Genomic DNA, 23862 nt, shown 5'->3' on the forward strand with positions numbered 1-23862 from the left:
CCTTCTAGCGCAGGCGGTCCACGTAGGTGTCCGTTCCCGGCACCGTGGGGATGAAGGGGGCCACCAGCTCCACACGCCCCAGGCCCGATTCGGCCACAGCCTCGTCCAGGCCCGTGAAGTGCGCCTCCCAGCAGTCGCGCGGATCGGCCTGGAGGAACCACAGCAGGGTGAGCCGGGTGTCCACGCCCTCGACCTGCTTCACGTAGGTCATGCGGTCACCGGGGAGCGGGGTCGGCCGGAAGACGGTGACGAGGGCGGCCGGTGAGCCCGCCAGCCGCCCGGGGAGATGGCGGGAGCGCAGCCACTCCAGCAACTCGGCTCGCCGATCGGCGGATTCGGCGTCGACGACCTCGACCACGAGACCGGCGTAGGGGTGGTCGAGGGCGTGGAAGTCGCGGGGGCCCGCGGCGCCGTCGCGGTAGACGGTGGCCTTGTGGTCCTGGAAGGCCGTGAAGACGTGGGTACGGTCCTGGTAGACGCGGCCGTCGCGGTTCAGCCGCCTGTTGATGCCGACGGTCCATTTCATGTGGTCGTCGTAGCGGCCGTCGGTGACCCAGTAGGTGGAGATGTAGCAGCCCGCGGTGACCGGCTGGGCGACCGCCGACTTCTCCGGGTAGCGCAGCAGCTGGAGGTCGCGGGTGGCCACCCAGCGGCGTCCGGCGTACATCCAGGGCATGGCCATCGCGCCCGCGTAGTAGTGATCGTCCTCGTACCAGCGGTTGTAGGCGTACTCGTGGCCCGGGTGCGGTTCGACCAGGGTGATCAGGGCGTGGCCCGGGTGGACGCCGTACGGGCCGAGGGCGGCCAGTTCCGCGTAGGTCTCGCTGCGGGTCTCCTCCGACATGACGAACCCCTTCCTCGGGTGGAACGTGCGCGGGACTTCCTTCCTCCCCCGGACGCCCATACTCTGACGCCCCGTCAGGCAATGCGCCAGAGTCGCGTCGGGGCCGGTGCGCCTGACGGGCGCCGCCGCGGGCGGACCGGGCGGACCGGGCCACGAGATGAGGGAGGCCTCGCATGTCACTGCTCGCGGGCAAGACGGTCGTCGTGTCGGGGGTCGGTGCCGGACTCGGTCATCAGGTCGCGGCGGCCGTGGTGCGCGACGGCGGCAACGCCGTCCTCGGGGCGCGCACGGAGGCGAATCTCGCCAAGGCGGCGGCCGAACTGGACCCGGACGGCACGCACACGGCGTTCCGCGCGACGGACATCACCGACGAGGGGCAGTGCGACGCGCTCGCGGCGCTCGCGGCCGAACGCTTCGGGCGGATCGACGCGGTGGTCCATGTCGCCGCCTGGGACAGCTACTTCGGCGGCCTGGAGGACGCCGACTTCGCGACCTGGCAGTCGGTCATCGATGTGAACCTGCTCGGCACGCTGCGGATGACCCGCGCCTGCCTCCCCGCGCTGAAGGAGCGCGGCGGCTCCGTCGTCATCGTCGGGACGCAGTCGTCGGTCGCCGCCCCGAGCCAGGTGCGACAGGCGGCGTACGCGGCCTCGAAGGGCGCGCTGACGAGCGCGATGTACTCCCTGGCGCGGGAGCTCGGCCCGCACCGAATACGGGTCAACACCGTGCTGCCCGGCTGGATGTGGGGCCCTCCGGTCGAGGCGTACGTGCAGTTCACGGCGTACACCGAGCAGGTGCCCGAGGCGGACGTCCTGAAGCGGCTCACCGAGCGGATGGCCCTGCCCGAGCTGGCCACGGACGGGGACGTCGCCGACGCCGCGGTGTTCCTGGCGTCCGACCGGGCGCGGGCGATCACGGGCCAGTCCCTGCTCGTGAACGCGGGCGAACTCATGCGGTAGGCGGTACTGCCTGCGCGGCCCCTCTCCCAGGCGTACGGGACCCGCATCCCGTACGGCTGTCGACTTGTCATTGCTGCTGTGGGTCTGACGAAGTGCCCGCTCATGGTGTGGTCCACGTCACGAGCACGACAACAGCCCGGTGGGTAAAGTAGAGGCAAAATCGTTCTGCTTTCTGATCTGTGTTCATATCTGTGACCGCGCGAGGTCTTGACCGGTCGGTCGAACCAGCGGTTCAATCCCCAAGTCCCCGCTCCCGCACGGGGGCGCCGCCCTCCCCCGAGCAGGGGGGAACCACGCGTACTGGCGAAGTGCCGTCCGGTATCTGCAAGTTCACAAGGCGGACCCCTGGAGGGGGCACATGAACGGTCTCGACTGGGCCGTCCTGGTCGCGTACTTCGGCGTGATGACCGCGATCGGTGTCTGGTCCCACAAGCGTGTGGACGATGTCAGCGACTTCTTCACCGCGGGCGGCAAGATGCCGTGGTGGCTGTCCGGCATCTCGCACCACATGTCGGGCTACAGCGCGGTGATGTTCACCGGCTACGCCGGCATCGCGTACACCTACGGCATCACCTCGTACGTCACCTGGGCGCTGCCCATCGCCATCGGCGTGGCCATCGGCGCCAAGGCCTTCGCGCCCCGGCTCAACCGGCTGCGCTCACGACTGCACGTCGCCTCACCGCTCGAATACCTCAAGGACCGCTACAACGTGCCGACGCAGCAGGCGCTGGCCTGGTCCGGCATCCTGCTGAAGATCGTGGACGTCGGCGCGAAGTGGGCGGCCATCGCCACCCTGCTCAGCGTCTTCACCGGCGTCACCCTCACCCAGGGCATCATCATCACCGGCGGCATCACGGCCGTGTACTGCACGATCGGCGGGCTGTGGGCCGACGCGCTGACCGAACTCGGCCAGTTCATCATCCAGTTGATGGCCGGTCTGGCGATGCTGGTCATCGCGCTGAACAAGATCTCCGACCAGGGCGGTCTCTCCAAGGCGCTGGACTCACCGAAGCTGCACGGTCACGCGGACGGCTTCGCGGGCCCGTACCTGACGGTGTTCTTCATCGCGTACCTGTTCATCAAGCTGTTCGAGTACAACGGCGGCATGTGGAACCAGGCCCAGCGCTACATGGCCACGGGCAGCGCCAAGCAGGCCACGCGCTCCGCGTTCCTGTCCGCCGGGCTCTGGTTCGTCTGGCCGGTCATCCTGTTCATCCCCATGTGGCTCTCGCCGCTGCTCGTCACGGCGCAGAAGCCGGACGGCTCGGACGCGTACGGCCTGATGGCCGACCAGCTGCTGCCGCACGGGCTGCTGGGCCTGGTCGTGGTCGGGTTCTTCTCGCACACGATGGCCATGTGCTCCTCGGACGCGAACGCCATCGCGGCCGTGTTCACCCGGGACGTGGCGCCGGTGCTCTCCAAGGCCGCGCGCACCTGGGACACCCGTGCCGGGCTCATCGCGGGCCGGGTCACCACCGTCGCCTTCCTCGGCTTCTCCATGGCGGTGGCCACCCAGGTCAACTCCCCCACGTTCAAGGACATCATCACCGTCGTCATCAAGTGGGTGGCGGGGCTCATGGGACCGATCGCGATCCCGTTCATCCTGGGTCTGCTGCGGCCGTTCCGTAAGTCCGGCCCGACGGCGGCGCTGACCAGCTGGGCCTGCGGTCTGCTCGCCTTCTTCTTCGTCAACTACAACCTGGACTTCTCCCAGCGCACGGACGTGAAGCTGGAGTACCAGGTCTCCGTACCGATGGCGATCTCGCTCGTCCTGTACATCCTCATCGGCTTCCTGAAGCCCGAGGACACCCCGGAGCGGGACGCCCTCATCGAGATCATCAACACGGACGACGACGGCTCGGCCGCCGCCGCGATCCCGGCACCGGCGGGTGCGCCGGACGGGGTGGTGGGCACGCCCGTGAAGGACTAGTGCCCCGACCGGAACCGGGGCCCGTCGTGTCCCCGGCTCAGGCGCGGGGGTAGCGGGCGAGCCAGCCCGGGGACGATCCGGCGGGCCCGTGCAGCGCGGGCCCCTGGGTCATCTCCATCGCGAAGTCGTCCGCGAGGACCAGCACCGTGGGACGGCCCTCCAGTTCGGCCAGCCAGGCCGGCGGGAGGGCCGTCTCGCCGTGCAGGGCGCCCAGCAGACCTCCCGCGAGGGCGCCGGTGACGGCGGAGGGCCCGCCGTGGTTCACCGAGAGGCACAGACCGTGCCGGACGTCCTCACCGACCAGCACGCAGTACACCGCGGCGGCGAGCGGCCCCTCGGAGATACCGCTCACGGCGAGCTCCTGGACCCGCTCGGGAGAGGGCATGCCCTGGCGTACGGCGCCCAGCGCGTGCTGGAGCGCGGCGGCGACCGGCTGGTGCCCGGGCCGGGTCGCGAGCAGCGCGAGGGCCTGCTGCACGGCCGCGTCGGGGTTCTCGCCGCGGGCGAGCGCGTGCACGATCACGGCGTACGCCCCCGCCGTCAGGTACGCCGAGGGGTGGCCGTGCGTCTGCGCGGAGCACTCGACGGCGAGCTGCATCACGAGCTGCGGCTCCCAGCCGACGAGCAGCCCGAACGGCGCGGAACGGCCGGCGGCCCCGGCACCCTGCTCGCCGGGGTTCTTGGGGGCGTCCAGCGTCCCCATGATGTCGTCGGCGAGGCCGAGCAGACAGGCCGCGGCGGGGTCGCGGCGGGCGTAGAGCCACTCCTCGCGGGCCAGCCAGCCGTCGTCCTTGCGGCGTTCGTCGGGCCCCCAGTCGCTCTGGGTGGCCGCCCAGCGTCGGTAGGCGCGGTGCACGTCGGAGGGCGGATGCCAGGCGCCGGTGTCGCGGCGCACCTGGGCGCGGATGAGCCCGTCGACGCCGAACAGGGCGAGCTGGGTGAGGTGGGTGACGGCGCCGCGCCGCCCGTACGCGGGGGCCGGTCCGACGAGGCCCTCCGCCCCGTGGGTCTCCCGGATCCTCTCCAGCGAGAGCACGTCGACCGGGGCGCCCAGCGCGTCGCCGACGGCCGTGCCCAGAAGCGTCCCGCGGACCCGGCTCCGGAAGTCCTGCTGCTCCCCGCGGCCCCAGACGGCTGTCGCACCCACCGAGACCTCCTGAGGCACTGTCCGTACGCACGTCCGACAGGGCAGCACTGTAATCGAACGGGAACGGTCGGCTGAGGCCCCGGATCCAGAAAGGGGACGCGCTTCCGGTGTCCCGAATGATCGGGTCCGGTCGGCCTTCAGGAGAAAGCCACTCGGGTCCGGTCAGTCTTCGGGAGAAAGCGGATCGGGTCCGGTCGGGCTTCGGGAGATGGCGCGGGCTTCGGCCCGCCCGCCGTCAGTCCGTGTAGCGCGCCCGGATCGCGTCGCGGGCCGCGGTGACCGCCGTGAGGCGCGGGGTGAGGCGGGAGGGATCGGCGCCGGGGCCGGCGAGGAGTTCGGTGAGGATGTCCGCGAGCTCGGCCAGATCGTCCCATTCGGGTTCCATGGCCAGGACTTCGGCCAGCCCCCGGTCGGCGTCGGCCCGGTCCCCGAGGGCCCAGCCGATGATGCACCGGCCCGACCGGCGGGTGAGCTCGTCCGGGGCGTCCGTGTCCAGGAGCCGTTCCAGCTCACGCCACCAGGGTTCCGCGGCCGTCCTGCCCCGGGACCGCGCCTCGGTCATCGCCAGCTGGAACGTGCCCGGCAGCGGTTCCTCGGCACGGAGCCGTTCCGCGAGGTGCCGGGCCCGCGCCCACTCCCCGGTGTGCCGGAGGACCTCGACGCGCACGTAGTCGAGGTCGAGGTCGAGCGGGTCGTCCGGACCCGGCTCAAGGCCCGCCTCGGACAGCCGCGCCGTCGCCTCGTCCCGCCGGCCGCAGTGGATCAGCGTCTCCACGATCCTGCAGCGCGCCTTGTCCCCGTCCGCGCCCAGGGCGATCAGCCGTTCCCAGTCGGCGAGGGCCCGCTCGGTCCGTCCGGTCGCCAGGAGCACCTCGGCCCGCTTCTCGTAGGCGAACGCGTAGTCCGGGCCGTCGGCCAGGGCCCGGTCGAGCCAGGTCAGCGCCTCCTCGTAGTCCTTCAGGTCACGGTAGGTCGCTCCCAGGCAGCCGAGCGCCGAGGCGTTGCCGGGGTCCCGGTCGAGTACGTGCCGGAAGACGGTGATCGCCTCCTGGTGCCTCTTCCCTATCCGGAGCGCGTTGCCCAGTTCGACCTCGATCCAGTCGGCGTCCGGACTCGCCGCGAGCGCGCGCCGCAGGTCCTCGGTCGCGCCGGACAGGTCCTCAAGACCCCACCTCACCCGGGCCCGCATCACCAGGGCCCAGGAGTAGTCCGGCTCCAGCGCGACGGCGCGGTCGAGATCGGCCAGTGCCCGCGCGCTGTCGCCCAGCTCGTGGTGCGACACCCCGCGGCCCGCCAGGGGCGAGGCGTAGTCGGCCTTGAGGCCGACGGCCCGGCCGAGTTCGGCGACGGCCTCCTCGAAACGGCCGGAGAGCCGGTAGGTGTCACCCCGTTCCGACGCGACCCAGGCGGAGTCCGGCTCTAGGCGGGCGGCCCGGTCCAGGTCGGCGAACGCCTTGTCCCACGCGTCCGTGTCACGGTGCAGCCGGGCCCTGCGGACGAGCGCCCAGACGTGGGTCCCGTCCATGCCCAGCGCACGGTCGAAGTCGGCGCGCGCCGCCTCGCACTGGTCGAGGGCGTGCCGGCACACCGCTCGGGAGGCCAGCGAGTCGACGTCCGTCGGGTCGAGGGCGACGGCCCGGTCGAAGTCGGCCACCGCCTCCTCGAAGCGGCCCGCCAGGCGGTGTGTCTCCGCCCGCTCCGCGATGATCCACCCCGTGCCCGGCCGCAGTTCGTCCGCACGGTCGAAGGCGGCCAGCGCCGCGGTGAAGTCACCCCGCAGCTGGTGGGTGAAGCCACGGCCGTAGTGCACCCGCGCCTCGTCCGGATCGATCTCGACGGCCCGCTCGTACTCGGCCAGGGCCCGCTCGTACTCCCCGGCGTTGCGCAGTTCCCTGGCCCGCACCCCGTGGGCCAGGGCGCGGCCGGTGCCGTGCAGGGCGGAGCGGGCCAGCAGCAGGTCCATCGCCGCGGCCACCCCGTCCTCGTCGTCCGCCAGCGCCTCGGTCAGTCCCCGGCCCAGTTCGCGCAGGGCCGGGTCGCCCGCCGCGTCTCCGGCCTCCTCGATCGTCCTGGCCCAGTTGCGTCCGGTCACCTGACCGGTCCGGCAGGCCTCGACCATGTCGCTCAGCGCGTCACCCAGCGCCGCGCGCGGCCGGGCGCACAGCCGGTGGTACGACGCCTCCAGCCGCAGCCGCCGCCACGGCTCGTGCTTCCACAGCTCGTCGGGATCGGGCAGGCCGGTCCCCGCCTCGTCGCACCAGTGGCCGAAGACCTCCGCGAGCCTCTCGTGGCGCTCGGTCCAGCCGCGCGGGGAATGGCGCCGCTGCAGCCGGAGCATCGGCTCGCGGACCAGGCCGTGGTACCGGACCCGGTCGCCGCGGCCGTCCACGAACGGCAGCCCGCGCAGCCAGCCGAACAACGCGTCGGCGTCCTCGTCGGGGCACTCCACGGCGGCCCGGAACACATCCAGGTCGAGGCTGCGGGGAAGGGCGCAGGCGAGGGCCACCGCCCGGCGGACCGGGTCCGGTTCCCACTTCAGGAAGCGTTCGACGGCGGTGGCCGAGGGGTCGCCGATGTCGTCGGGGTCGGCGGGGCGCTGCTCGGCCAGCGTCGAGACCAGCAGGGGCAGTCCGCCCGTGAGGCGCAGCACCTCCTCGACCACGGGCTCCGCCACGACCCCCTTGTCCGCGAGGAGACCGCGCGTCTCGGTCTCCGTGAAGGGACCGAGGGGCAGGTCGGTGACGAAGTCGGTGAAGCCGCCCCAGCGGGAGGTGTCGAAGGGGCGCTGCCCCGCGGTCACCACGACGACGGTGGCGGGCAGCAGGCCGTGCTCCCGGGTCGCCATCACCGCGTGGAGCCAGGCGTCGAGGAACGGTCCCGTCCGCTCGTAGGTGTCGAAGAACAGGACGATCCACGGTACGGCCGACGCCGCCTCGGTGAGCTCCCTGACAAGGACCGGGGTGAGCACCGCGTGCGGCGACAGGACCAGCCGCTCGTCCTCCTCGTTGCGCAGGCGTGCGCCGAGCCCCGCCCTCAACCGGTCGGCGCCCTGGGCCAGTTGGGCGGGGTCCAGGACTCCGGCGAAGGCGCCGACCCCGGGCACCATGCCCAGCCCCACCAGTCCGACCCGCGCCACCGTCAGGCTGCCCGCCGAAGGGCCGGGCCGCTCGGGCTCGTGCGGGGCGAGGAGAGCGGCCTCCGCCTCGTGCCGCCGCTCGTGGTACGCGGCCAGCAGGCGGTCCAGTTCCTTGAACCGGTGCCCCTGCGCGGCGAACCGGCGGCTCAGCACCGCCATGGCCTCGGGCAGGCTGCCGACGCTCTCGTCGACGTAGGCCGTCAGCGCGCCGCGCTCACGCGCCAGTTGTTCCATCTCGCGGACCAGGAACGTCTTGCCGACGCCCGCGTTGCCGTGCACGTGGAACAGGAACCGGTGCCGCTCGTCCTCGGGAGGCAGGTCGAAGTTGGCGCGGAACGCGGCCCGTTCGGCCCCGCGCCCGACGAACCCGTGCCGCCTCCGCCCCTCGATCAGCTCCTGCATCGACGGCCGTGCCCGCACCATGCGCCTCTTCCCTCCTCCACCACACCACCGGCCCGCCCTAGCCGGCATCCCCAGTGTGGCCCAACTCACCTCCAGGCAACCGGCAGTGAGGGCGTCCGATGAACGGACGCCCCGCCGGAACCCGGGGTTCCGGCGGGGCGCCGAGAGGGCAGGGCCGCCGTCAGACCTGGGGTTGCGACAGCTCCGCCGCGGCGTCCTTGCGCAGGGCGGGAAGGTCGCCGTACAGCGTGGTGCCGGGGCACTCGGTGCTGAGCCAGTCACGGTGGCCGTTGATCATCTGGACGTTCTTGCTGACGCCGTTGACCGGGTTGACGAAGGTGACGGCGGCCTCGGGGTCGAAACCGTGGTACGAGGACAGCGCACCCAGCAGCCGGACGAGCGACCGGCGGGCCGCGTCCGTCGGGGGCTGTTCGTTCGAGTTGCCGAGCAGGGCGATACCGAGGTTGCCCGAGTTGTTGCCGGAGGTGTGGAAGGCGGTCACCATCTTCCCGCTCGCGTCATGGGCGGGGATGCCGTCCGTGCCCGAGTAACGGCCCTCGTAGACGAGGCCGGCCGCGTCGATCAGGTAGTGGTAGCCGATGTCGCCCCAGTCGTTCGTGACCGCGTGGAGGTAGTAGTACGACCGGATGGTGGCCGCCGGGTCGGGGGCGCCGTTGGCGTCCGCCGTGTGATGCACGGTCATCACCTGGGCCGGGTAGTAGGCCTGCGGCGAGTTCTCGGTGCCGTCCGCCTTGAAGCGGAGGGACTCGTCGGCACCCCATCCGGCCCGGGTGATGTACTCGACGTCCTCGATCCGCCCCACGGTCGCGGCCGTGGCGACCTTCGTGGACGGCCCGTTGACCGTGTCGATGGCGGTGGAACGTACGTCGGTCGCACCGTCCGGCAGCCGCAGCTCGTACCCGGCGGCCCCGCCGGCCGACACCAGCGCGCTCACGCTCTTCGCCGGGTCCCCGGCATCCCCGTCGGCACCGGCCCCGCAGACCGGCTGCAGCGCCGTCCACGCGCCACGGCTGCCGTCCTGGCCTATCAGCCGGATGCTCGCGCCCCGCCTGGGCCCGGTCCAGCTGACACCGACGTGCTCCACGGGGAATTCGGCCTGTACGGTCCGCGCGGCGGCACCGGTGACGGACTTCGCACGCGTACGCGGCACACGGACGGTACGCGCGCCCGAAGTCGTCGTGGCGGGGGTTGTCGCACCGATCGCCGGAACGGCTACCAGGCCGGTCGCAACGCCGGCCGCGGCACCGGCCGCCATGAGGACGGCACGACGGTTCAAAAGAAGCTTCTTGCGCACAATGGATCCTTTCAAGTGGCGCAGAGCAAGGGGAACTTGCCACCCGTCTCCGCCCACGGACCGCATGCCGGGCGGGTCGCAGAGGGCAGACAGGAAGCGGTCTCCCTCAGCACTGACTCTTTTACTGACTCTTTATACGAGGCAGCGGTACGCATCACTCGACCGGGGGCGCATCTCTCTGCCCAAAAGCCTTTCAGCCATGGGGAGTTGTCAGCCTGAACACACAAGGCGGTGCTGTCGTGGACGGATATGACACTCCGCCAGCAGTGATGCCGGCCCACTCGCGGTGTCGGCCCGTCGGCCCGCTCGACGGCAGCCCGAGCGCCCGACGGGCCCCCTTGCGGACAGTCGAATCCCGGTCGGTCTTCTTTCCTCAGTCCAGTACCGGCGGCCTCGGGCAGATGTCCGTCCGAGGCCGCCGGTATGACGGTCGGGGTTCAGGCACCCAGGACCCTGACCCTCGATGCGTTCAGGACCTCCAGGGCCTTCGTCGTCATGGGGTGACGTCGGTGCCCATGCCCAGCTGGGCGATCTTCGAGTCGCTCAGGGCCCCCTCGAAGGCCTGCACCTCGTCCACGTCACCGCGCAGGTACTCGGTCCAGCCGTCACCGGCCTTGGCCCGGCCGACCTGGAGGGCGCCGGCGCTGTGCCAGCCGTTCGCGAAGTCGGCCCTGGCCTGTACTTCGAGGTTGCCGTCGACGTAGAGCCCGATCGTGTCGGCCGCGTCGTCGTAGACCACCGCGATGCGATGGCCGAGACCCTCGCCGCCGTCCGCGAACTCCACCTGGGACACGACCTTCTCCGGGGCTCCGGCCTCGTCCTTCTCGGGCATCACGAGCTGCCAGGTCTGCGAGGACGGCTCGTAGCGCACCTTGAAGGCGTCGGTGTGCTCGCCGGCCTGGGAGAGCACGGTCATCGGGTGCGCGGGCTCGGAGTCGGCGAGCCGCACGACGGCGCCGACGGTGAAGCTGTCCCCGGTGTCCACGGCCGGTCCGTCGGTGGCGGCGTAGCCGCTCTCACCGTCCAGGTGCAGATGCCCGTCGCCGACCAGCGCCATCTCGGGGCAGTCGGGGTCGATCCCCGGGCTGCAGGAGCCGTCGGAGCCCCGGTAGAGGGTCGCCCCGGTGCCGAGCCGCAGCGGGGAGCCGCCCGCCTGCTCGGGGCTCGCGCCGTCCGTCGCGTTCTCCAGCGACCAGCGGCCGAGCTTCTTCGGCGTGCGGTGTGCCAGTTCGGAGACCTCACCCGGTACGACGACCCGGTCGTGGACCCGTACGTCACCGAGGTCGCCGTGCCAGCGGTCGCGGTAGCCCGAGGCGTCGCGCTCGCGGCCGATCTGGAAGGCCCCGGCCGCCTCGGCGGGCGTCGCGGCCGCCGCGGTGCCGGTCTCGCGGCCGTTGACGTACAGCCGCGCCTTGCCGGTCTCCGCGTCGTACAGGCCCAGGACGTGGGCCCATTCGCCGGTCTCGGGCGCGCCGCCGGAGACCCGCGCGCCGCCGATCGCGAACGACCAGGCCGGGCCGGAGTCCTCGGCGCGCAGGCCGAGCGAGAAGCCGGGCGAGCCGTCCGCGTCCTGGGAGGCGGCCGTCATGGTCCGGCCGGTCTCGGCGGGCCGCACCCAGGCGCTGACCGCGAAGGACTTGCGGGTGTCGGTGGCGGGAGCGTCCGGGGTGAGGAAGCCGTCGCCGCTGCCGTCCAGTGAGACGGACGAGGTGATGGAGGTGCCTGCGGGCGCGGTGCCGCCGAAGGTCACGCCGGTGCCCGCGCGGGCGGCGGTGCCGGTCTCGGCGGCGGCCGAGCCGGACCCCGCGGGGTCGGTCAGTTTCCAGCGAGCGACGGGGGCGCGGCCGGACTGGATGCGGATCCAGTACGTGGTGACGCCACTGATGCGGCCGGAGCGGTCGACCGCCTGGACGCTGAGGTAGTCCGTGCCGGACCGCACCGGGAGGAAGCGGATGGTGGCGGGACCGCCCATCTCGTCCGGACGCACGGTCGTCTGCGGGCCACCGATGAAGTTGTAGCGGTACCCGACCACGTCGGGAGAGGGGGAGTCCATCGTGAACGTGCCGTAGACACCGACGCCGTCCTGGATCTGGTCCTCCGGATAGTCCGGCGATGCGACGACCGCCTTGTCCGGGCTCACGTCGTCGTACACGAACGAGCAGACCGATCCTGCGCCCTGGTCGCTCCACGCCGAGGTGGCCTGGCCGTCGTTCGCGCGGACGTGCCAGGAGACGACCGTGTTCGCGGGGATGTCGGAGGGCAGCTGCCAGCTCCGCCGCGTCCCCGACAGGGCCTCGTTGGTGCTGAACGTACGACGCTGCTCGGCTCCGGCCGAGTCCGTCCACCAGGCCTCGAAGTCGCCCTTGACCCGGTTGGCCTCGTAGGGCTGGTTGTCCTCCTCCGGGTCGTACAGCACGGCGCTGAGCGTCGGCGCCACCGATACGTACACGGTGTCGGCGCCCGTCGCGCACGCTCTGCCCTGGGTCGCCAGATCCGCGACGAGCGGCTGTTTCGGCGGCAGGTTGTCGAGTGCGTACGCGGTGCCGGCCGCGGTGGTCAGCAGCGCCACCGCGCAGCACCCCACCGTCAGCCGTCCTCGCGCGACCGCCCTTCCAGAATTCTTCAAGTCGCCCTCCCCTGTTGGTACTTGAGGCTCGTTGATCAAGCGAGCCGCATGAAACTAACAGGGAGCACCGACAGGACGGAAAGGGATTTCCCTCAGTCCAGTACCGGCAGCAGTTCGGGCAGATGCCCGTCCGAGGCGGCCGCCGCGCGCTGCCGCTCCTGGGGGACCTCGCCGTAGAGGGTGGTGCGGGGCCTGGCGGGGCGGCCCGCCGCCTCGGCCACCGCGACCAGCTCCTTGACCGACTTGTAGGAGCCGTAACTGGAGCCCGCCATACGGGAGATGGTCTCCTCCATCAGCGTGCCGCCCAGGTCGTTGGCGCCGGAGCGGAGCATCTCGGCCGCGCCCTCGGTGCCCAGTTTGACCCAGCTGGTCTGAATGTTGGGGATGTGCGGGTGCAGCAGGAGGCGGGCCATCGCCATGACCGCGCGGTTGTCGCGGGTCGTCGGGCCGGGCCGCGCGATGCCGGCCAGGTAGACGGGGGCGTTGGTGTGGATGAAGGGGAGGGTCACGAACTCCGTGAAGCCGCCGGTCTGCTGCTGGATGCGGGAGAGCGTGCGGAAGTGGCCGAGCCAGTGACGGGGCTGGTCGACATGGCCGTACATCATGGTGGAGGACGAGCGGATGCCGAGTTCGTGGGCCGTGGTGACCACCTCGATCCAGGTCGCCGCGGGCAGTTTGCCCTTCGTCAGGACCCAGCGGACCTCGTCGTCCAGGATCTCCGCGGCCGTGCCGGGGATGGTGTCCAGGCCCGCTTCCTTGGCCGCCGTCAGCCACTCGCGGATGGACAGGCCGGTGCGGGTGGCGCCGTTCACCACTTCCATCGGGGAGAAGGCGTGGACGTGCATGCCGGGGACGCGCTCCTTGACCGCCTTCGCGATGTCGAAGTAGGCGGTGCCGGGCAGGTCCGGGTGGATGCCGCCCTGCATGCACACCTCGACCGCGCCGAGGTCCCAGGCCTGGGCGGCGCGGTCCGCGACCTGGTCCAGGGAGAGCGTGTAGGCGTCGGCGTCCGTGCGGCGCTGGGCGAAGGCGCAGAAACGGCAGCCGGTGTAACAGACGTTGGTGAAGTTGATGTTGCGGGTGACGATGTACGTGACGTCGTCGCCGACCGCCGCTCTGCGGACGTCGTCGGCGATCCGGCACAGGGCGTCAAGGGCGGGTCCGTCGGCGTGCAGCAGCGCGAGGGCTTCGTCGTCGGTCAGCTTCGTCGGGTCGTCGGCCGCGGTCGCCAGGGCGGCCCGTACGTCCGTGTCGATCCGGGACGGCACCATCCCGGGGGCCGCGGCCTCCCGCAGCGCCTCCCAGTCGCCGTACACGGTGTCGAAGTCGTCGCGGCGGTCGCCGGTGCGGCCCTCGGTGTCGATGGTGTGGTGCAGATCGGTGCGCCCCGAGGACGTGAAGGCCTCCTCGGGCTCCTGCCACGGGTGGCCCTCCACGACCGCGTCCGGAAGCGCGAGACCCGTCTCCGGGTCCGCCAGGGCCCGTACGTGGGGCAGCAGACGGGGGTCCAGCCAGGGCTCACCGCGCTGCACGAACTCCGGGTACACACACAGTCGTTCGCGGAGTTCGAAGCCCGCCTCGGCCGACCGCTCGCGCAGCAGCTCGATCTGCGGCCAGGGGCGCTCCGGGTTGACGTGGTCGATGGTCAGCGGCGAGACCCCGCCCCAGTCGTCGATCCCCGCGCCGATGAGCCGCCCGTACTCGCTGTCGACCAGGTTGGGCGGGGCCTGGAGGCAGGCGGCCGGGCCCATGATGTGCCGGGCGACGGCGACGGTGGCGATCAGCTCGTCCAGTTCCGCGTCCGGCATGCCGCGCATCGCGGTGTCCGGCTTGGCGCGGAAGTTCTGGATGATCAGTTCCTGGATGCCGTGGTGGGACCGGGAGACGCGGCGCAGCGCGAACAGGGAGTCGGCGCGCTCCTCGTAGGTCTCGCCGATGCCGATCAGCAGCCCGCTGGTGAAGGGGACGGAGGAGCGGCCGGCGTCCTCCAGGACCCGCAGCCGGACGGCGGGCTCCTTGTCCGGGGAGCCGTGGTGCGGGCCGCCGGGCTCGGACCACAGCCGGGTCGCGGTCGTCTCCAGCATCATGCCCATCGACGGGGCGACCGGCTTGAGCCGCTGGAAGTCGGTCCACGACATCACACCCGGGTTGAGGTGCGGCAGCAGGCCCGTCTCCTCCAGGATGCGGATCGAGATGGCCCGTACGTAGGCGATCGTGTCGTCGTAACCGTGCGCGTCCAGCCATTCGCGGGCCTCGGGCCAGCGGTCCTCGGGCTTGTCGCCGAGGGTGATCAGGGCTTCCTTGCAGCCGAGTTCGGCTCCCCGGCGGGCGATGTCGAGGACCTCGTCCGGGGACATGAACATCCCGTGGCCGGCCCGGCGCAGCTTGCCGGGGACGGTGACGAAGGTGCAGTAGTGGCACTTGTCCCGGCACAGCCGGGTCAGCGGGATGAAGACGCTCTTGGAGTACGTGATGACACCGGACCGGCCGGCCGCCTCCAGCCCCGCGTCCCTGACCCGCGCGGCGGAGGCGGCCAGGTCGTCCAGGTCCGTGCCGCGTGCCTGGAGCAGCACCGCGGCCTCGGTCACGTCGAGCGCGACACCGTCCCGGGCGCGTCTGAGCGCACGCCGCATGGAGTTCGCCGTCGGCCCGGATCCGGGAGTCGTGCCCGTAGCGGAGGTCGTCATCCTTCGAGCATACGGTCGAGGTGATCAGGTATCGGCGGGCGTGCCCGATTCGGGGCGCGCGTCATCTGTCGGTCTCCCCGCAAGCCGTCGATTCCCCCGGTGTGCACCCGCGTTCACCGCCCGCTCGCACAGTGGTCCGTGGCACTTCGCATCACTCATGTCACTGTCACACCCGGCCCCAGGGGAGCAGCAGTATGTGCGAGGACGACCACGGCATCGGCAGACGCGCGCTGTTCGTGACGGGAGCGGCGGCCGCGCTTACGTTGGGAAGCGTGACCTTCCCCAGCGGCGCGCACGCGGAAGCGGCGGACGACCAGGAGACGCGGACAGTGCGCGGCACCCTCCCCACCGGCTCCCCCGACTTCGTGTATCTCCCGGTCGAAGTACCGGCCGGGGTCGCGGAGATCAAGGTCTCCTACACCTACGAGAGGCCGTCCGTCCCGGCCGGCACGGCGGGCAACGCCCTGGACATCGGCATCTTCGACGAGCACGGCACGGAGCTGGGCGGCCGGGGTTTCCGGGGCTGGTCGGGCGGCGCGCGCACGGAGTTCTTCATCCGCTCGGACGACGCGACCCCCGGCTACATCCCCGGGCCGGTCCGCCCCGGCACCTGGCACATCGCGCTCGGCCCGTACACGGTGGCGCCGCAGGGACTGGCGTACGAGGTCACGATCACCCTCACGTACGGGAAGCCCGCCCCGGCTACGGAACCGGTGTACCCGCCCTCGCGTGCCAAGGGCCGCGGCCGTGCCTGGTACCGGGGCGACTGCCATCTGCACTCCTGGTACTCGGACGGCCGCCGCACGCCCGCCGAGATCGCGGCGCTGGCGCGGGCGGCGGGCCTGGACTTCATCAACTCCTCGGACCACAACACGCATGCCGCGCATCCGCACTGGGCGGACCAGGCGGGCGACGATCTGCTGATCATGCTGGGCGAGGAGGTCACCACGCGCAACGGGCACGTGCTGGCGCTCGGCACGGAGCCCGGGACCTTCGTCGACTGGCGCTACCGGGCCCGCGACAACCGCTTCGGCCGGTTCGCGCGCCGGATCCGCGGGGCCGGCGGGCTCGTGGTGCCCGCGCACCCGCACGCCACCTGTGTCGGCTGCGGGTGGAAGTTCGGCTTCGGCGAGGCGGACGCGGTCGAGGTGTGGAACGGCCCGTACACCCCCGACGACGAGGTCGCCCTCGCCGACTGGGACAGCATGCTGGTCGCCTCCGTGCGCGGGGGACACGACTGGCTCCCGGCGATGGGCAACAGCGACGCGCACCGCTCCCCCGACCCGGTCGGCAGCCCGCAGACGGTCGTCCTCGCCGATGACCTGACCCGCGAGGCGATCCAGGAGGGCATCCGCGCGGGCCGTTCCTACATCGCCGAGTCGAAGCTGATCTCCCTCACCTTCTTGGCGTCCGGCGCGAAGGGTGAACACGCGGGCATCGGGGAACGGTTGAGGGTCGCTCCGGACGCCCCGGTCACCGTCCGCCTGGAGGTCACCGGCGCCCCGCGCTGCACGGTCCGCTTCGTCACCGACCAGGGCGTGCTGTTCACCAGCGACCCGCTGCCGGTCGCGGGCTCCGGAACGGTGGAGTGGCGTACGACGGCGTCCTACGCGGCGTACGTCCGCGCGGAGCTGCGCCACGAGACGGCGGCGGGGCCGGTGCCGGGGGCGCTGGCGGCGTTCACGAATCCGGTCTTCCTGGGGGCGTAGCCCGAGGCGGGCGTGAGGGAACACGGCCTCCCTCACGCCCGCCCCTGACAGCCCTGAGTTCTCGTTGATCCGATTCTGACTCTGGTGCCGGCTCTAGTTCTGGTAGACCTTGTTGGTGCCCGCGCCGCCGGAGAGCTTGTCCGTGCCCGTGCCGCCGTGCAGCAGGTCGTTGCCGGTGTTGCCGTAGATCGTGTCGTTGCCGCTGTCGCCGTACAGCTTGTCGTTGCCCCTGCCGCCGTAGACGAAGTCGGCACCGGCGCCGGCGTGGATGACGTCGTTGCCGTCGTCACCGAACAAGCCGCTTGTGTCCTGCCCAGTGGCGGTGCCGGTGAGACTGTCGTTGCCGGGCCCGCCTTGGCACGTGGATTCGCAGTTGGTGAGCGTGTCGTTGCCCGCGCCACCGTCTGCACCCTCGCCGTAGACGCCCCCGCCGCCATCGAGGCGGTCGTTGCCGTCTCCCCCGTACAAAACGGTGCCGAGGTCGCCCTTGATGACGTCGTTGCCCTTGCCGCCGGAGATCGTGGCCAACGCGCCGGTGGCGGTCGCGGTGTCGTTGCCGTCACCGAGGTCGGCGTTGTAGTCGTCCATGTCGCCGGTGCCGCCCACGCCGATCACCGCCGTGCACTCGACGACCTTGTGATCGGTCGCCGACGGATAGGTGCACTTGTCCGTGGAGATGGTGATGTTGTAATTGTCGCGGAAGGTGATGCGGAGGTAGTGGTAATCCTCGGAGCCGGCGTCGACCTCCTTCGTGGTGACTCTCAGGTTGTTGGTCTGTCCGGCGGCGGCCTTGTACGAGAACGTGCCGTAGGTGGCGCGGGTGAGCGTGGCCGAACTCGCCGTGGCCGCCTGGGCGGTGGACACCGAGAACAGGCCTCCGCCGAGAGCGAGACCGAGAGCGGCGGTGGCGGAAATTGCCCTTAACGTGCGCATGCGGAAATAACCCTTCGCGGAATCAGTGATGATCAGGCCCGACGAAGAAAAGCGCCGGTGAATTCGCCGTCACCGCTGCCACCGTCGTCACGGCGGTCGGTGATCGGTGATCAAGTCGTGAGCCCGCACCTACGTGCGGGGCTGTTGTTGTTTCTGGTTCGCACGTTTGGACACCGCACCCCGGGCGGGGGTTGTAGCGGAATTCCGCTCAGTTCCCGCAGGCGACTTGGATTCCCCTGCCATTAACCGGCCGGACACCGGCATGCCGCCTTCTCTTCGGTTCACCGGGCCCCCGCCCCGCCCCCGCACTCCGCCCACAGCAGTTTCCCGCCTCTCGACGCGCCGATCTCGCGCAGCACGGACACGCCCCACGCGTCGGCGCAGGCCCGTACGAGGTGCAGGCCGCGGCCGCGTTCGGCTTCCGCCGGGGATACGGAGGTGTGGGGCCGCCCGTAGCCGGGCGGGACTCTCGGGTCGGTGTCCCAGACGGCGACCGTCAGCCGGTCCGGCTCGGTCGAGAGGACGCGGAGGGCGTACGTGCCCCGGGTGTGCAGGTGGGCGTTGGTGAGCAGTTCGGACGCCACGAGTTCGGCGGTGGGGGCGAGTTCCGTGAGGTCGTGGGCGGCGAGGACGGTGCGGAGGGTGGCTCGGGCGATACCGGGGGCGCGGGGATCGTGCGGGAGTTGGAGGGTGTAGGCCCAGGGCGGCGATACCGTGGTCATCGGAAGTCTCCGATCACGAGAGGGGGTTGGCTCTTCGTTTCCGGTGCCCAGTGACCTGGCCGCTCCGTCGAACGGGGTTCTTCTGGGCGGGGCGCCTGCATACGAAGATACGGCTCCCGCAAATGAAATTTGCGCGAGTTCGAGATGATCCTGCCCGACTTCCCTCGTATGGGTGACGACTCAACTGGACTTGCGCGCCTGAGGAGTTCGCATGACCGCACGGCCTGCCCCCACGGCACGGCGAATTCGCCTGGCCGTAGAGCTGCGCAAGATGCGCGAGCGCGCGGGCCTGACGTCAACCGAGGCGGCGCGTGCCCTCGGAACGAGCCAAGGGCAGCTCTCCAACGTCGAAGTGGCGCGGTTCGGCGTGAGCCCCGACCGCATCAGGTCCCTGGCCCGCTTGTACTCGTGCCCCGATCAGGCCTTCGTCGAAGCCCTGGCCGAGATGGCGACGGACAAGACGCGAGGCTGGTGGGAGGCGTTCCGCGAGACCCTGCCTTCAGGGCTGCTCGACCTCGCCGAACTGGAATATCACGCCACTGCCGTTCGCACGGCGTACACCACCCACATCTCGGGGCTGCTCCAGACCCGTGAGCACGCTCGCGAGATCTTCCGCCACGTGATCCCCGCCCCCACTCCCCCGGAGATCGAACACCGTGTCGCGCACCGCATCATGCGGCAGGACGTCATCTACCGTCCCGACCCGGTTTCGTACCGGACCGTCATCCACGAAGCGGCCCTGCGCATCCGTGTCGGCGGACGGGAGGTGGCTCGCGCCCAGCTGCAGCACCTGCTCTACATGAGCGAGCGGGAGCACATCACCGTGCGGGTGCTTCCCTTCGAGGTCGGAGCGTTTCCGGGGTCGGGCCAGTCCATCAACTACCTGTACGGGCCCGTCCCTCAGCTCGACACAGCACAACTCGACCAGTTCCACGGTCCCGTGTTGCTGGACGCCGAGGCACTCTTGGAGAAATACCGGAACCTTCTCGACGTCGTCGAGGACGCCGCCCTGAGCCCCGAGAAGTCCCGGGATCTCATCCACGCCATCGCCCAAGACCTGTAGAGGAGCCCCCATGCCAACTCACAACTGGCAGAAGTCGACCTACTGCCAGGAGGGCGACGCCTGCCTCCACGTCGCCGTCTCCACCACCGCAGAAACGGTCCACCTGACCGAAAGCGGCGACCCCGCCCACTCCATACTCTCGACCACCCCGGCCGCCTTCGACGCCCTTCTGCGAGCGCTCAAGAGAAACAGCCGCTGCTGAAGGACCTCAGGTCGTGTCCTGACCGCCCTGAGGAAGGGACAGGTCGGCCACGACGGCCGCGTGGTCCGAGGGCCACACCCCGTCAACCGGCTCGTCCCCGGCCCGCCGTACGGACCGGACGTGCCCGAGGCCGCCGGGGCCGGGCGTGCCGACGTGGACGTAGTCGATGCGCACGGCGGGACTGTGCGGGCCGACATGGGCGTTCGCCGGGTCCCAGGTGGCCGAGGGTGCCGTCGGGTCGGCGTACTCCCAGGCGTCGAGGAAGACCTGTCCGGGAACCGCGGGGGACGTCTTGTATCCCCCGAACAACCGGATCTCGTCGGAGTCCGGCCAGGCGTTGAAGTCACCCGTGACGACCGGGGGGAAGTCGGTGCCGCCCCGGTGCGCGGAGACGAACTCCGCGAGGGCGGTGACCTGTTCGCGGCGTACGCCCGAGGCGTGGACGGCCGAGGTGAGGTGGGTGGTGAAGAAGGGCACCTCGTGGGTGGGCGTGGCCAGGCGGGCGTGAAGGGCGAGCCGTCCGTCGTAGAGCTCTTCGGGGGCAGGCAGCCGCAGCACCTCCTGCGCCACCACCGGCCAACGGCTCAGCACGGCGTTGCCGACGTCGACCGTGCTGTCCCCGATCCGCCGCTGCCAGCGGTCCGAGGCGTCGGAAGCCGCCCAGGTCCAGTGCATTCCGAGCTCGTCCGCGAGCCACCCGGCGAGGTTCTGGCCGCCGCACTCCCAGACCTCCTGCAACCCGACCACGTCGGGCCGCAGTTCGCGCAGCACGGCCAGGATGGCTTTCTGCCGTTCTTCCCAGGGCCCGAACCGCCACCAGAGGTTCCAGGTCACAACCCGCATCCGCAGCCACCTGCTTCTGTCGCACGACATCGGGGACCATTGAAACAACTCCCTTGTGCCACACACCAGCCCGGACAGGAGCCCCACGGACCATGGCCCGTCTCACCGACCTCAGGTTCCGCACCACGACCGCCTTCCAGCGGCATCTCGTCAACCCGCTCGCGCGCCGGATGCCGTTCCAGACTCTCCTGGAGACCACCGGCCGTGTCTCCGGCCTGCCCCGGCGCACCCCGCTCGGCGGCCGCCGCGTCGGTGACGCCTTCTGGCTGGTCTCGGAGTTCGGCGAACGGTCGCAGTACATACGCAACATCCAGGCGGACTCGAGGGTGCGGGTGCGGCTCCGCGGGCGCTGGCACGAGGGCACGGCGCACCTCCTCCCGGACGACGACCCGGTGGCCCGGCTGCACACCCTGCCCCGGGGCAACAGCACGGCGGTACGGCTGATCGGTACGGGGCTGCTGACGGTGCGGGTGGACCTGCGGGGGTGAGGCGGCCGGGGGTCCTCGCATCCCGGAAAGGCATCCCAGGCTTCCGCGTTTCCGCAGGTCATCCGGGGTGGGATGGTTCCACCGTCCCGGGTTGGGGGGCAGCTGTTGCCCCGGCTCCGCGAGGAATCCCATGCTGTGGATGTCGCACCGGCTGAGCAGGTCTTCCGCTCGGCAGCGCCGACACCCCGGCCCGCCCGTCCACAGGGACACCCATGTCCTCATGCACTCAGGACGGGCGGATGCCCAGGGCGGATTCCCCGAGTGGGTGCCCGGCCGCCGGCGCGTGCGACCTCCATACGGATCGGAAAAGGAAACGGGGACACCATGAACACGCCTGCCCGCAGGAACCACAAGAGCCCGGGGAACTGGAAGTCCTACGCCCTCGGGGCCGCGGCGGCCGCGGCGCTGCTCGCGACCACGGCGTGCGATCCGGGCGCGGCCGAAGGTTCGGACAACTCCAAGTCCTCGGCCCAGCCGAGCGCGACGGCTTCGGCGAAGCCGGGCGGCGCTTCGGGCAGCACGGGCACCGATGGGACCGGGAGCGGTGCCAGCAGCGCGGGGAGCAGCGCCGGCAGCAGCGCAGGGAGCGGTGGCAGCACGGGCAGCAGTACAGGCAGCAGCACGGGCAACGGTGGGGGCACGGGCGGCAAGGGCGGCACCAGCAGCGCCGGCGGCACGGGCGGCACGAGCACCGGCAGCAGTGGTGGCAGCACCGGCGGTGGCGGCAAGGAAGCGATCGCCGCGTGCTCCCAGACGGAGCTCGGGGTGTCCGCGGTGAAGGAGAGGGATGCCAGGCACCTCGTCCTCACCGTCCAGAACGCGAGCACCAAGAAGTGCAACCTCTACCGCTACCCCCTCGTGCGGCTCGGTGACGGCACCCGGAACACCCCCGTGATCAAGGACAGCGACCCGGACCCGGGCGTGCCCGTCACCCTCGCCCCGGGCCAGGAGGCCTACGCCGCTCTGCTCGTCGCCGGCGGCGCCAGGGACGAGTACGAGGCGAAGAACATCACCCTCACCCTCCAGGGCAGCACCCCCGGCAGCAGCGCGGGCAAGCCGATCGACGTCCCCATGCCCGTCAGCACGCTCTACGCGGACGACGGTCAGCTCGTCACCTACTGGACGACCGCTTCCGGCTACGCCCTGGACTTCATCATGTCGAAGTGACGAAGTGACGGACCCCGGCCGGGACTTCAACCCGAGTTGGACAGGCGGTCCAGCCACTCGGTGAACAGGGCCGTCTCGGCGGGGGTGAACGCGGGGCTCGGGTCCTGCCGGAGCAGCGCGCCGAGGCGGGTCGCGGCGGCGGGGACGCCGGGGGCGGCGGAATCCGCCGGAGCGCCGGGGGCGGTCGCGTCCGGGGTGAAGACCACCGCGTGCACCGCGTCCCGCACCCGGCGCGACACGGTCTCGTCCGTGAACGTCGCCGGGCGGGAGACCAGCATCAGACAGACGCCGACGTTGGCGGACATGATCATCTGCGCGGCGAGTCCGGGGGCCAGGCGCAGCTTGCCCTGTCCGGCGGCGCGGCGCAGGTCGGCGGTGAGGATCCGGTGGGCCTCCAGGGCCGCGGCCGGCGGGGTACGCATCGCCGGGGAGTTCATCAGGCGGTAGAGGTTCGGGTTCCGCAGGGCGAACTCGGTGTGGCCGTCCCAGCCCTCGCGCAGGTCCTGGACCGGGTCCGTACCGGGGTGCCGTTCCCGCTTGGCCGCCAGGTAGCGCTCCCAGCCGTGGTCGACGACGGCCGACAGCAGGCCTTCCTTGTCGCCGAAGTGGCGGTAGAGCGCGGGGGCGCCGACCCCGGCCGCCTCGCACACGGCCCGGGTCGAGACGTCACCGTCCGGGGACCGCGCGACCAGTTCGGCGGCCACGGCGAGGATGCGCGCTCTGGTGCTCACGGGCGCGTCGGTGGCGGGGCCGGCCTCGCCGGGGGTGCCGGCCCCGGCCCCGCCGGGGGTACGGGCGTCGCTGCTCATCTCGGGGGCTCCTGACGTCGTCGGGGCGGGAGGACGGTCGGCGTCAGGCGATGCCGCCGTTGGCGCGCAGCACCTGGCCGTTGACCCAGCGGCCTCCGGGGCCCGCGAGGAAGGCGACGACGGAGGCGATGTCCTCGGGGGTGCCGAGACGTTCCAGGGGCGGCTGGGCGGCCATCCGCGCGACGGTCTCCTCGTCCTTGCCCTCCAGGAAGAGGGCGGTGGCGGTCGGGCCGGGGGCCACGGCGTTGACGGTGATGTCCCGGCCGCGCATCTCGCGGGCGAGGATCAGGGTCATGGCCTCGACGGCGCCCTTGGTGGCGGCGTACGCGGTGTAGCCGGGGAGGGCTAGGGCCAGCACGGAGCTGGAGAAGTTGATGATCGCGCCGCCCGTGCGCAGCCTGCGCGCGGCCTGCTGGCCGACGACGAAGGTGCCGCGGATGTTGGTGCGGTGCATCCGGTCCAGGGCGTCGAGGTCGAGGTCGACGAGCGGGGCCAGGGTCATGACGCCGGCCGCGTGGACGACGACGTCGACGCCGCCGAAGGTCTTCTCGGCGGTGTCGAAGAGGGCGGCGACCTCCGCCTCCTCGGCGACGTCGGCCCGGAAGGCGACGGCCTGCCCGCCCGCCTCACCGATCGCCGCGACCGCCTTGTCGGCCTCGGCGGCGTTGCCCGCGTAGTTCACGACGACGGCGTATCCCTCACGGGCCAGCCGCTCGGCGCTCTCGCGGCCGATGCCGCGGGACCCACCGGTGACGATCGCGACGCGCGGGGAGGTGCTCGGCTGCTCACTCATGGCGTTGCTCCTTGTCTCGGCCGGGGTAGCGGTGCCCCCATCCCGATGAAAGCAACGCTAACACTCACGCAGTAGCGTCGATACCCA

At 71.5% G+C, this 23862-nt stretch carries 18 protein-coding genes; 7 read left to right on the forward strand and 11 right to left on the reverse strand.

What is annotated here, in order from left to right; genetic code table 11:
• Window positions 1–4: 4 nt before the first annotated feature.
• The gene (locus OG410_RS18785; RefSeq protein ID WP_329300246.1) at window positions 5–844 is read right to left on the reverse strand and encodes a hypothetical protein; all 840 of its coding nucleotides are present in this window, start codon (window positions 842–844) and stop codon (window positions 5–7) included.
• Window positions 845–1017: 173 nt separating this feature from the next.
• Here OG410_RS18785 and OG410_RS18790 point away from each other — a divergent pair, with 173 nt between their 5' ends.
• The gene (locus tag OG410_RS18790; RefSeq protein WP_326787192.1) at window positions 1018–1803 is read left to right on the forward strand and encodes an SDR family oxidoreductase; all 786 of its coding nucleotides are present in this window, start codon (window positions 1018–1020) and stop codon (window positions 1801–1803) included.
• A gap of 358 nt (window positions 1804–2161) precedes the next feature.
• Window positions 2162–3733, forward strand: a complete 1572-nt coding sequence (locus tag OG410_RS18795) for a sodium:solute symporter family protein (protein WP_329300247.1) — start codon at window positions 2162–2164, stop codon at window positions 3731–3733.
• 37 nt (window positions 3734–3770) lie between these two features.
• Here the strand turns inward: OG410_RS18795 and OG410_RS18800 are convergent, their stop codons facing one another.
• From OG410_RS18800 to OG410_RS18820, 5 genes are all read right to left on the reverse strand, one after another.
• Window positions 3771–4880: an ADP-ribosylglycohydrolase family protein gene (locus OG410_RS18800; protein ID WP_329300248.1), complete on the reverse strand. Its 1110-nt coding sequence runs from the start codon at window positions 4878–4880 to the stop codon at window positions 3771–3773.
• 235 nt (window positions 4881–5115) lie between these two features.
• Window positions 5116–8439: a tetratricopeptide repeat protein gene (locus tag OG410_RS18805; RefSeq protein WP_329300249.1), complete on the reverse strand. Its 3324-nt coding sequence runs from the start codon at window positions 8437–8439 to the stop codon at window positions 5116–5118.
• A 160-nt stretch (window positions 8440–8599) separates the two neighbouring features.
• Entirely contained in the window at window positions 8600–9733 is a 1134-nt protein-coding gene (locus OG410_RS18810; RefSeq protein ID WP_329300250.1) for a peptidoglycan recognition protein family protein, read from the reverse strand.
• Window positions 9734–10226: 493 nt separating this feature from the next.
• On the reverse strand, window positions 10227–11786 hold the full coding sequence (locus tag OG410_RS18815) for a LamG domain-containing protein (protein ID WP_329304164.1): 1560 nt from the start codon (window positions 11784–11786) through the stop codon (window positions 10227–10229).
• Window positions 11787–12451: 665 nt separating this feature from the next.
• Window positions 12452–15046, reverse strand: a complete 2595-nt coding sequence (locus OG410_RS18820) for a bifunctional FO biosynthesis protein CofGH (protein ID WP_329300251.1) — start codon at window positions 15044–15046, stop codon at window positions 12452–12454.
• Window positions 15047–15240: 194 nt separating this feature from the next.
• On the opposite strand from OG410_RS18820, the gene OG410_RS18825 reads away from it, so the two are divergent.
• Window positions 15241–16755 carry a CehA/McbA family metallohydrolase gene (locus tag OG410_RS18825; protein WP_329300252.1) on the forward strand — a complete coding sequence of 505 codons (1515 nt, stop codon included), beginning with the start codon at window positions 15241–15243 and terminating at the stop codon, window positions 16753–16755.
• A 93-nt stretch (window positions 16756–16848) separates the two neighbouring features.
• Here the strand turns inward: OG410_RS18825 and OG410_RS18830 are convergent, their stop codons facing one another.
• Window positions 16849–17688: a calcium-binding protein gene (locus tag OG410_RS18830; protein ID WP_329300253.1), complete on the reverse strand. Its 840-nt coding sequence runs from the start codon at window positions 17686–17688 to the stop codon at window positions 16849–16851.
• Window positions 17689–17969: 281 nt separating this feature from the next.
• A complete protein-coding gene (locus tag OG410_RS18835; RefSeq protein ID WP_329300254.1) occupies window positions 17970–18410 on the reverse strand; it encodes an ATP-binding protein in 441 nt (146 codons plus the stop codon).
• 211 nt (window positions 18411–18621) lie between these two features.
• Here OG410_RS18835 and OG410_RS18840 point away from each other — a divergent pair, with 211 nt between their 5' ends.
• Both OG410_RS18840 and OG410_RS18845 read left to right on the forward strand, forming a co-directional pair.
• Window positions 18622–19473 (forward strand): helix-turn-helix domain-containing protein, encoded by an 852-nt coding sequence (locus OG410_RS18840; RefSeq protein ID WP_329300256.1) that lies wholly within the window; start codon window positions 18622–18624, stop codon window positions 19471–19473.
• Between the two features lie 10 nt (window positions 19474–19483).
• Window positions 19484–19675: a DUF397 domain-containing protein gene (locus OG410_RS18845; RefSeq protein WP_329300257.1), complete on the forward strand. Its 192-nt coding sequence runs from the start codon at window positions 19484–19486 to the stop codon at window positions 19673–19675.
• Between the two features lie 6 nt (window positions 19676–19681).
• Here the strand turns inward: OG410_RS18845 and OG410_RS18850 are convergent, their stop codons facing one another.
• The gene (locus OG410_RS18850) at window positions 19682–20518 is read right to left on the reverse strand and encodes an endonuclease/exonuclease/phosphatase family protein (RefSeq protein WP_329300258.1); all 837 of its coding nucleotides are present in this window, start codon (window positions 20516–20518) and stop codon (window positions 19682–19684) included.
• A 92-nt stretch (window positions 20519–20610) separates the two neighbouring features.
• Between OG410_RS18850 and OG410_RS18855 the strand changes: the two genes are divergently transcribed.
• Complete coding sequence (locus OG410_RS18855) at window positions 20611–21006, forward strand: nitroreductase/quinone reductase family protein (RefSeq protein ID WP_329300259.1); 396 nt, start codon at window positions 20611–20613, stop codon at window positions 21004–21006.
• A 324-nt stretch (window positions 21007–21330) separates the two neighbouring features.
• A complete protein-coding gene (locus OG410_RS18860; protein ID WP_329300260.1) occupies window positions 21331–22173 on the forward strand; it encodes a DUF4232 domain-containing protein in 843 nt (280 codons plus the stop codon).
• Window positions 22174–22199: 26 nt separating this feature from the next.
• On the opposite strand, the gene OG410_RS18865 is transcribed toward OG410_RS18860, so the two are convergent.
• On the reverse strand, window positions 22200–22904 hold the full coding sequence (locus tag OG410_RS18865; protein ID WP_329304165.1) for a TetR/AcrR family transcriptional regulator: 705 nt from the start codon (window positions 22902–22904) through the stop codon (window positions 22200–22202).
• Between the two features lie 121 nt (window positions 22905–23025).
• Window positions 23026–23775, reverse strand: a complete 750-nt coding sequence (locus OG410_RS18870; RefSeq protein ID WP_329300261.1) for an SDR family oxidoreductase — start codon at window positions 23773–23775, stop codon at window positions 23026–23028.
• Window positions 23776–23862: the final 87 nt, after the last annotated feature.

Source organism: Streptomyces sp. NBC_00659, from assembly GCF_036226925.1.
Classification (GTDB): Bacteria; Actinomycetota; Actinomycetes; order Streptomycetales; family Streptomycetaceae; genus Streptomyces.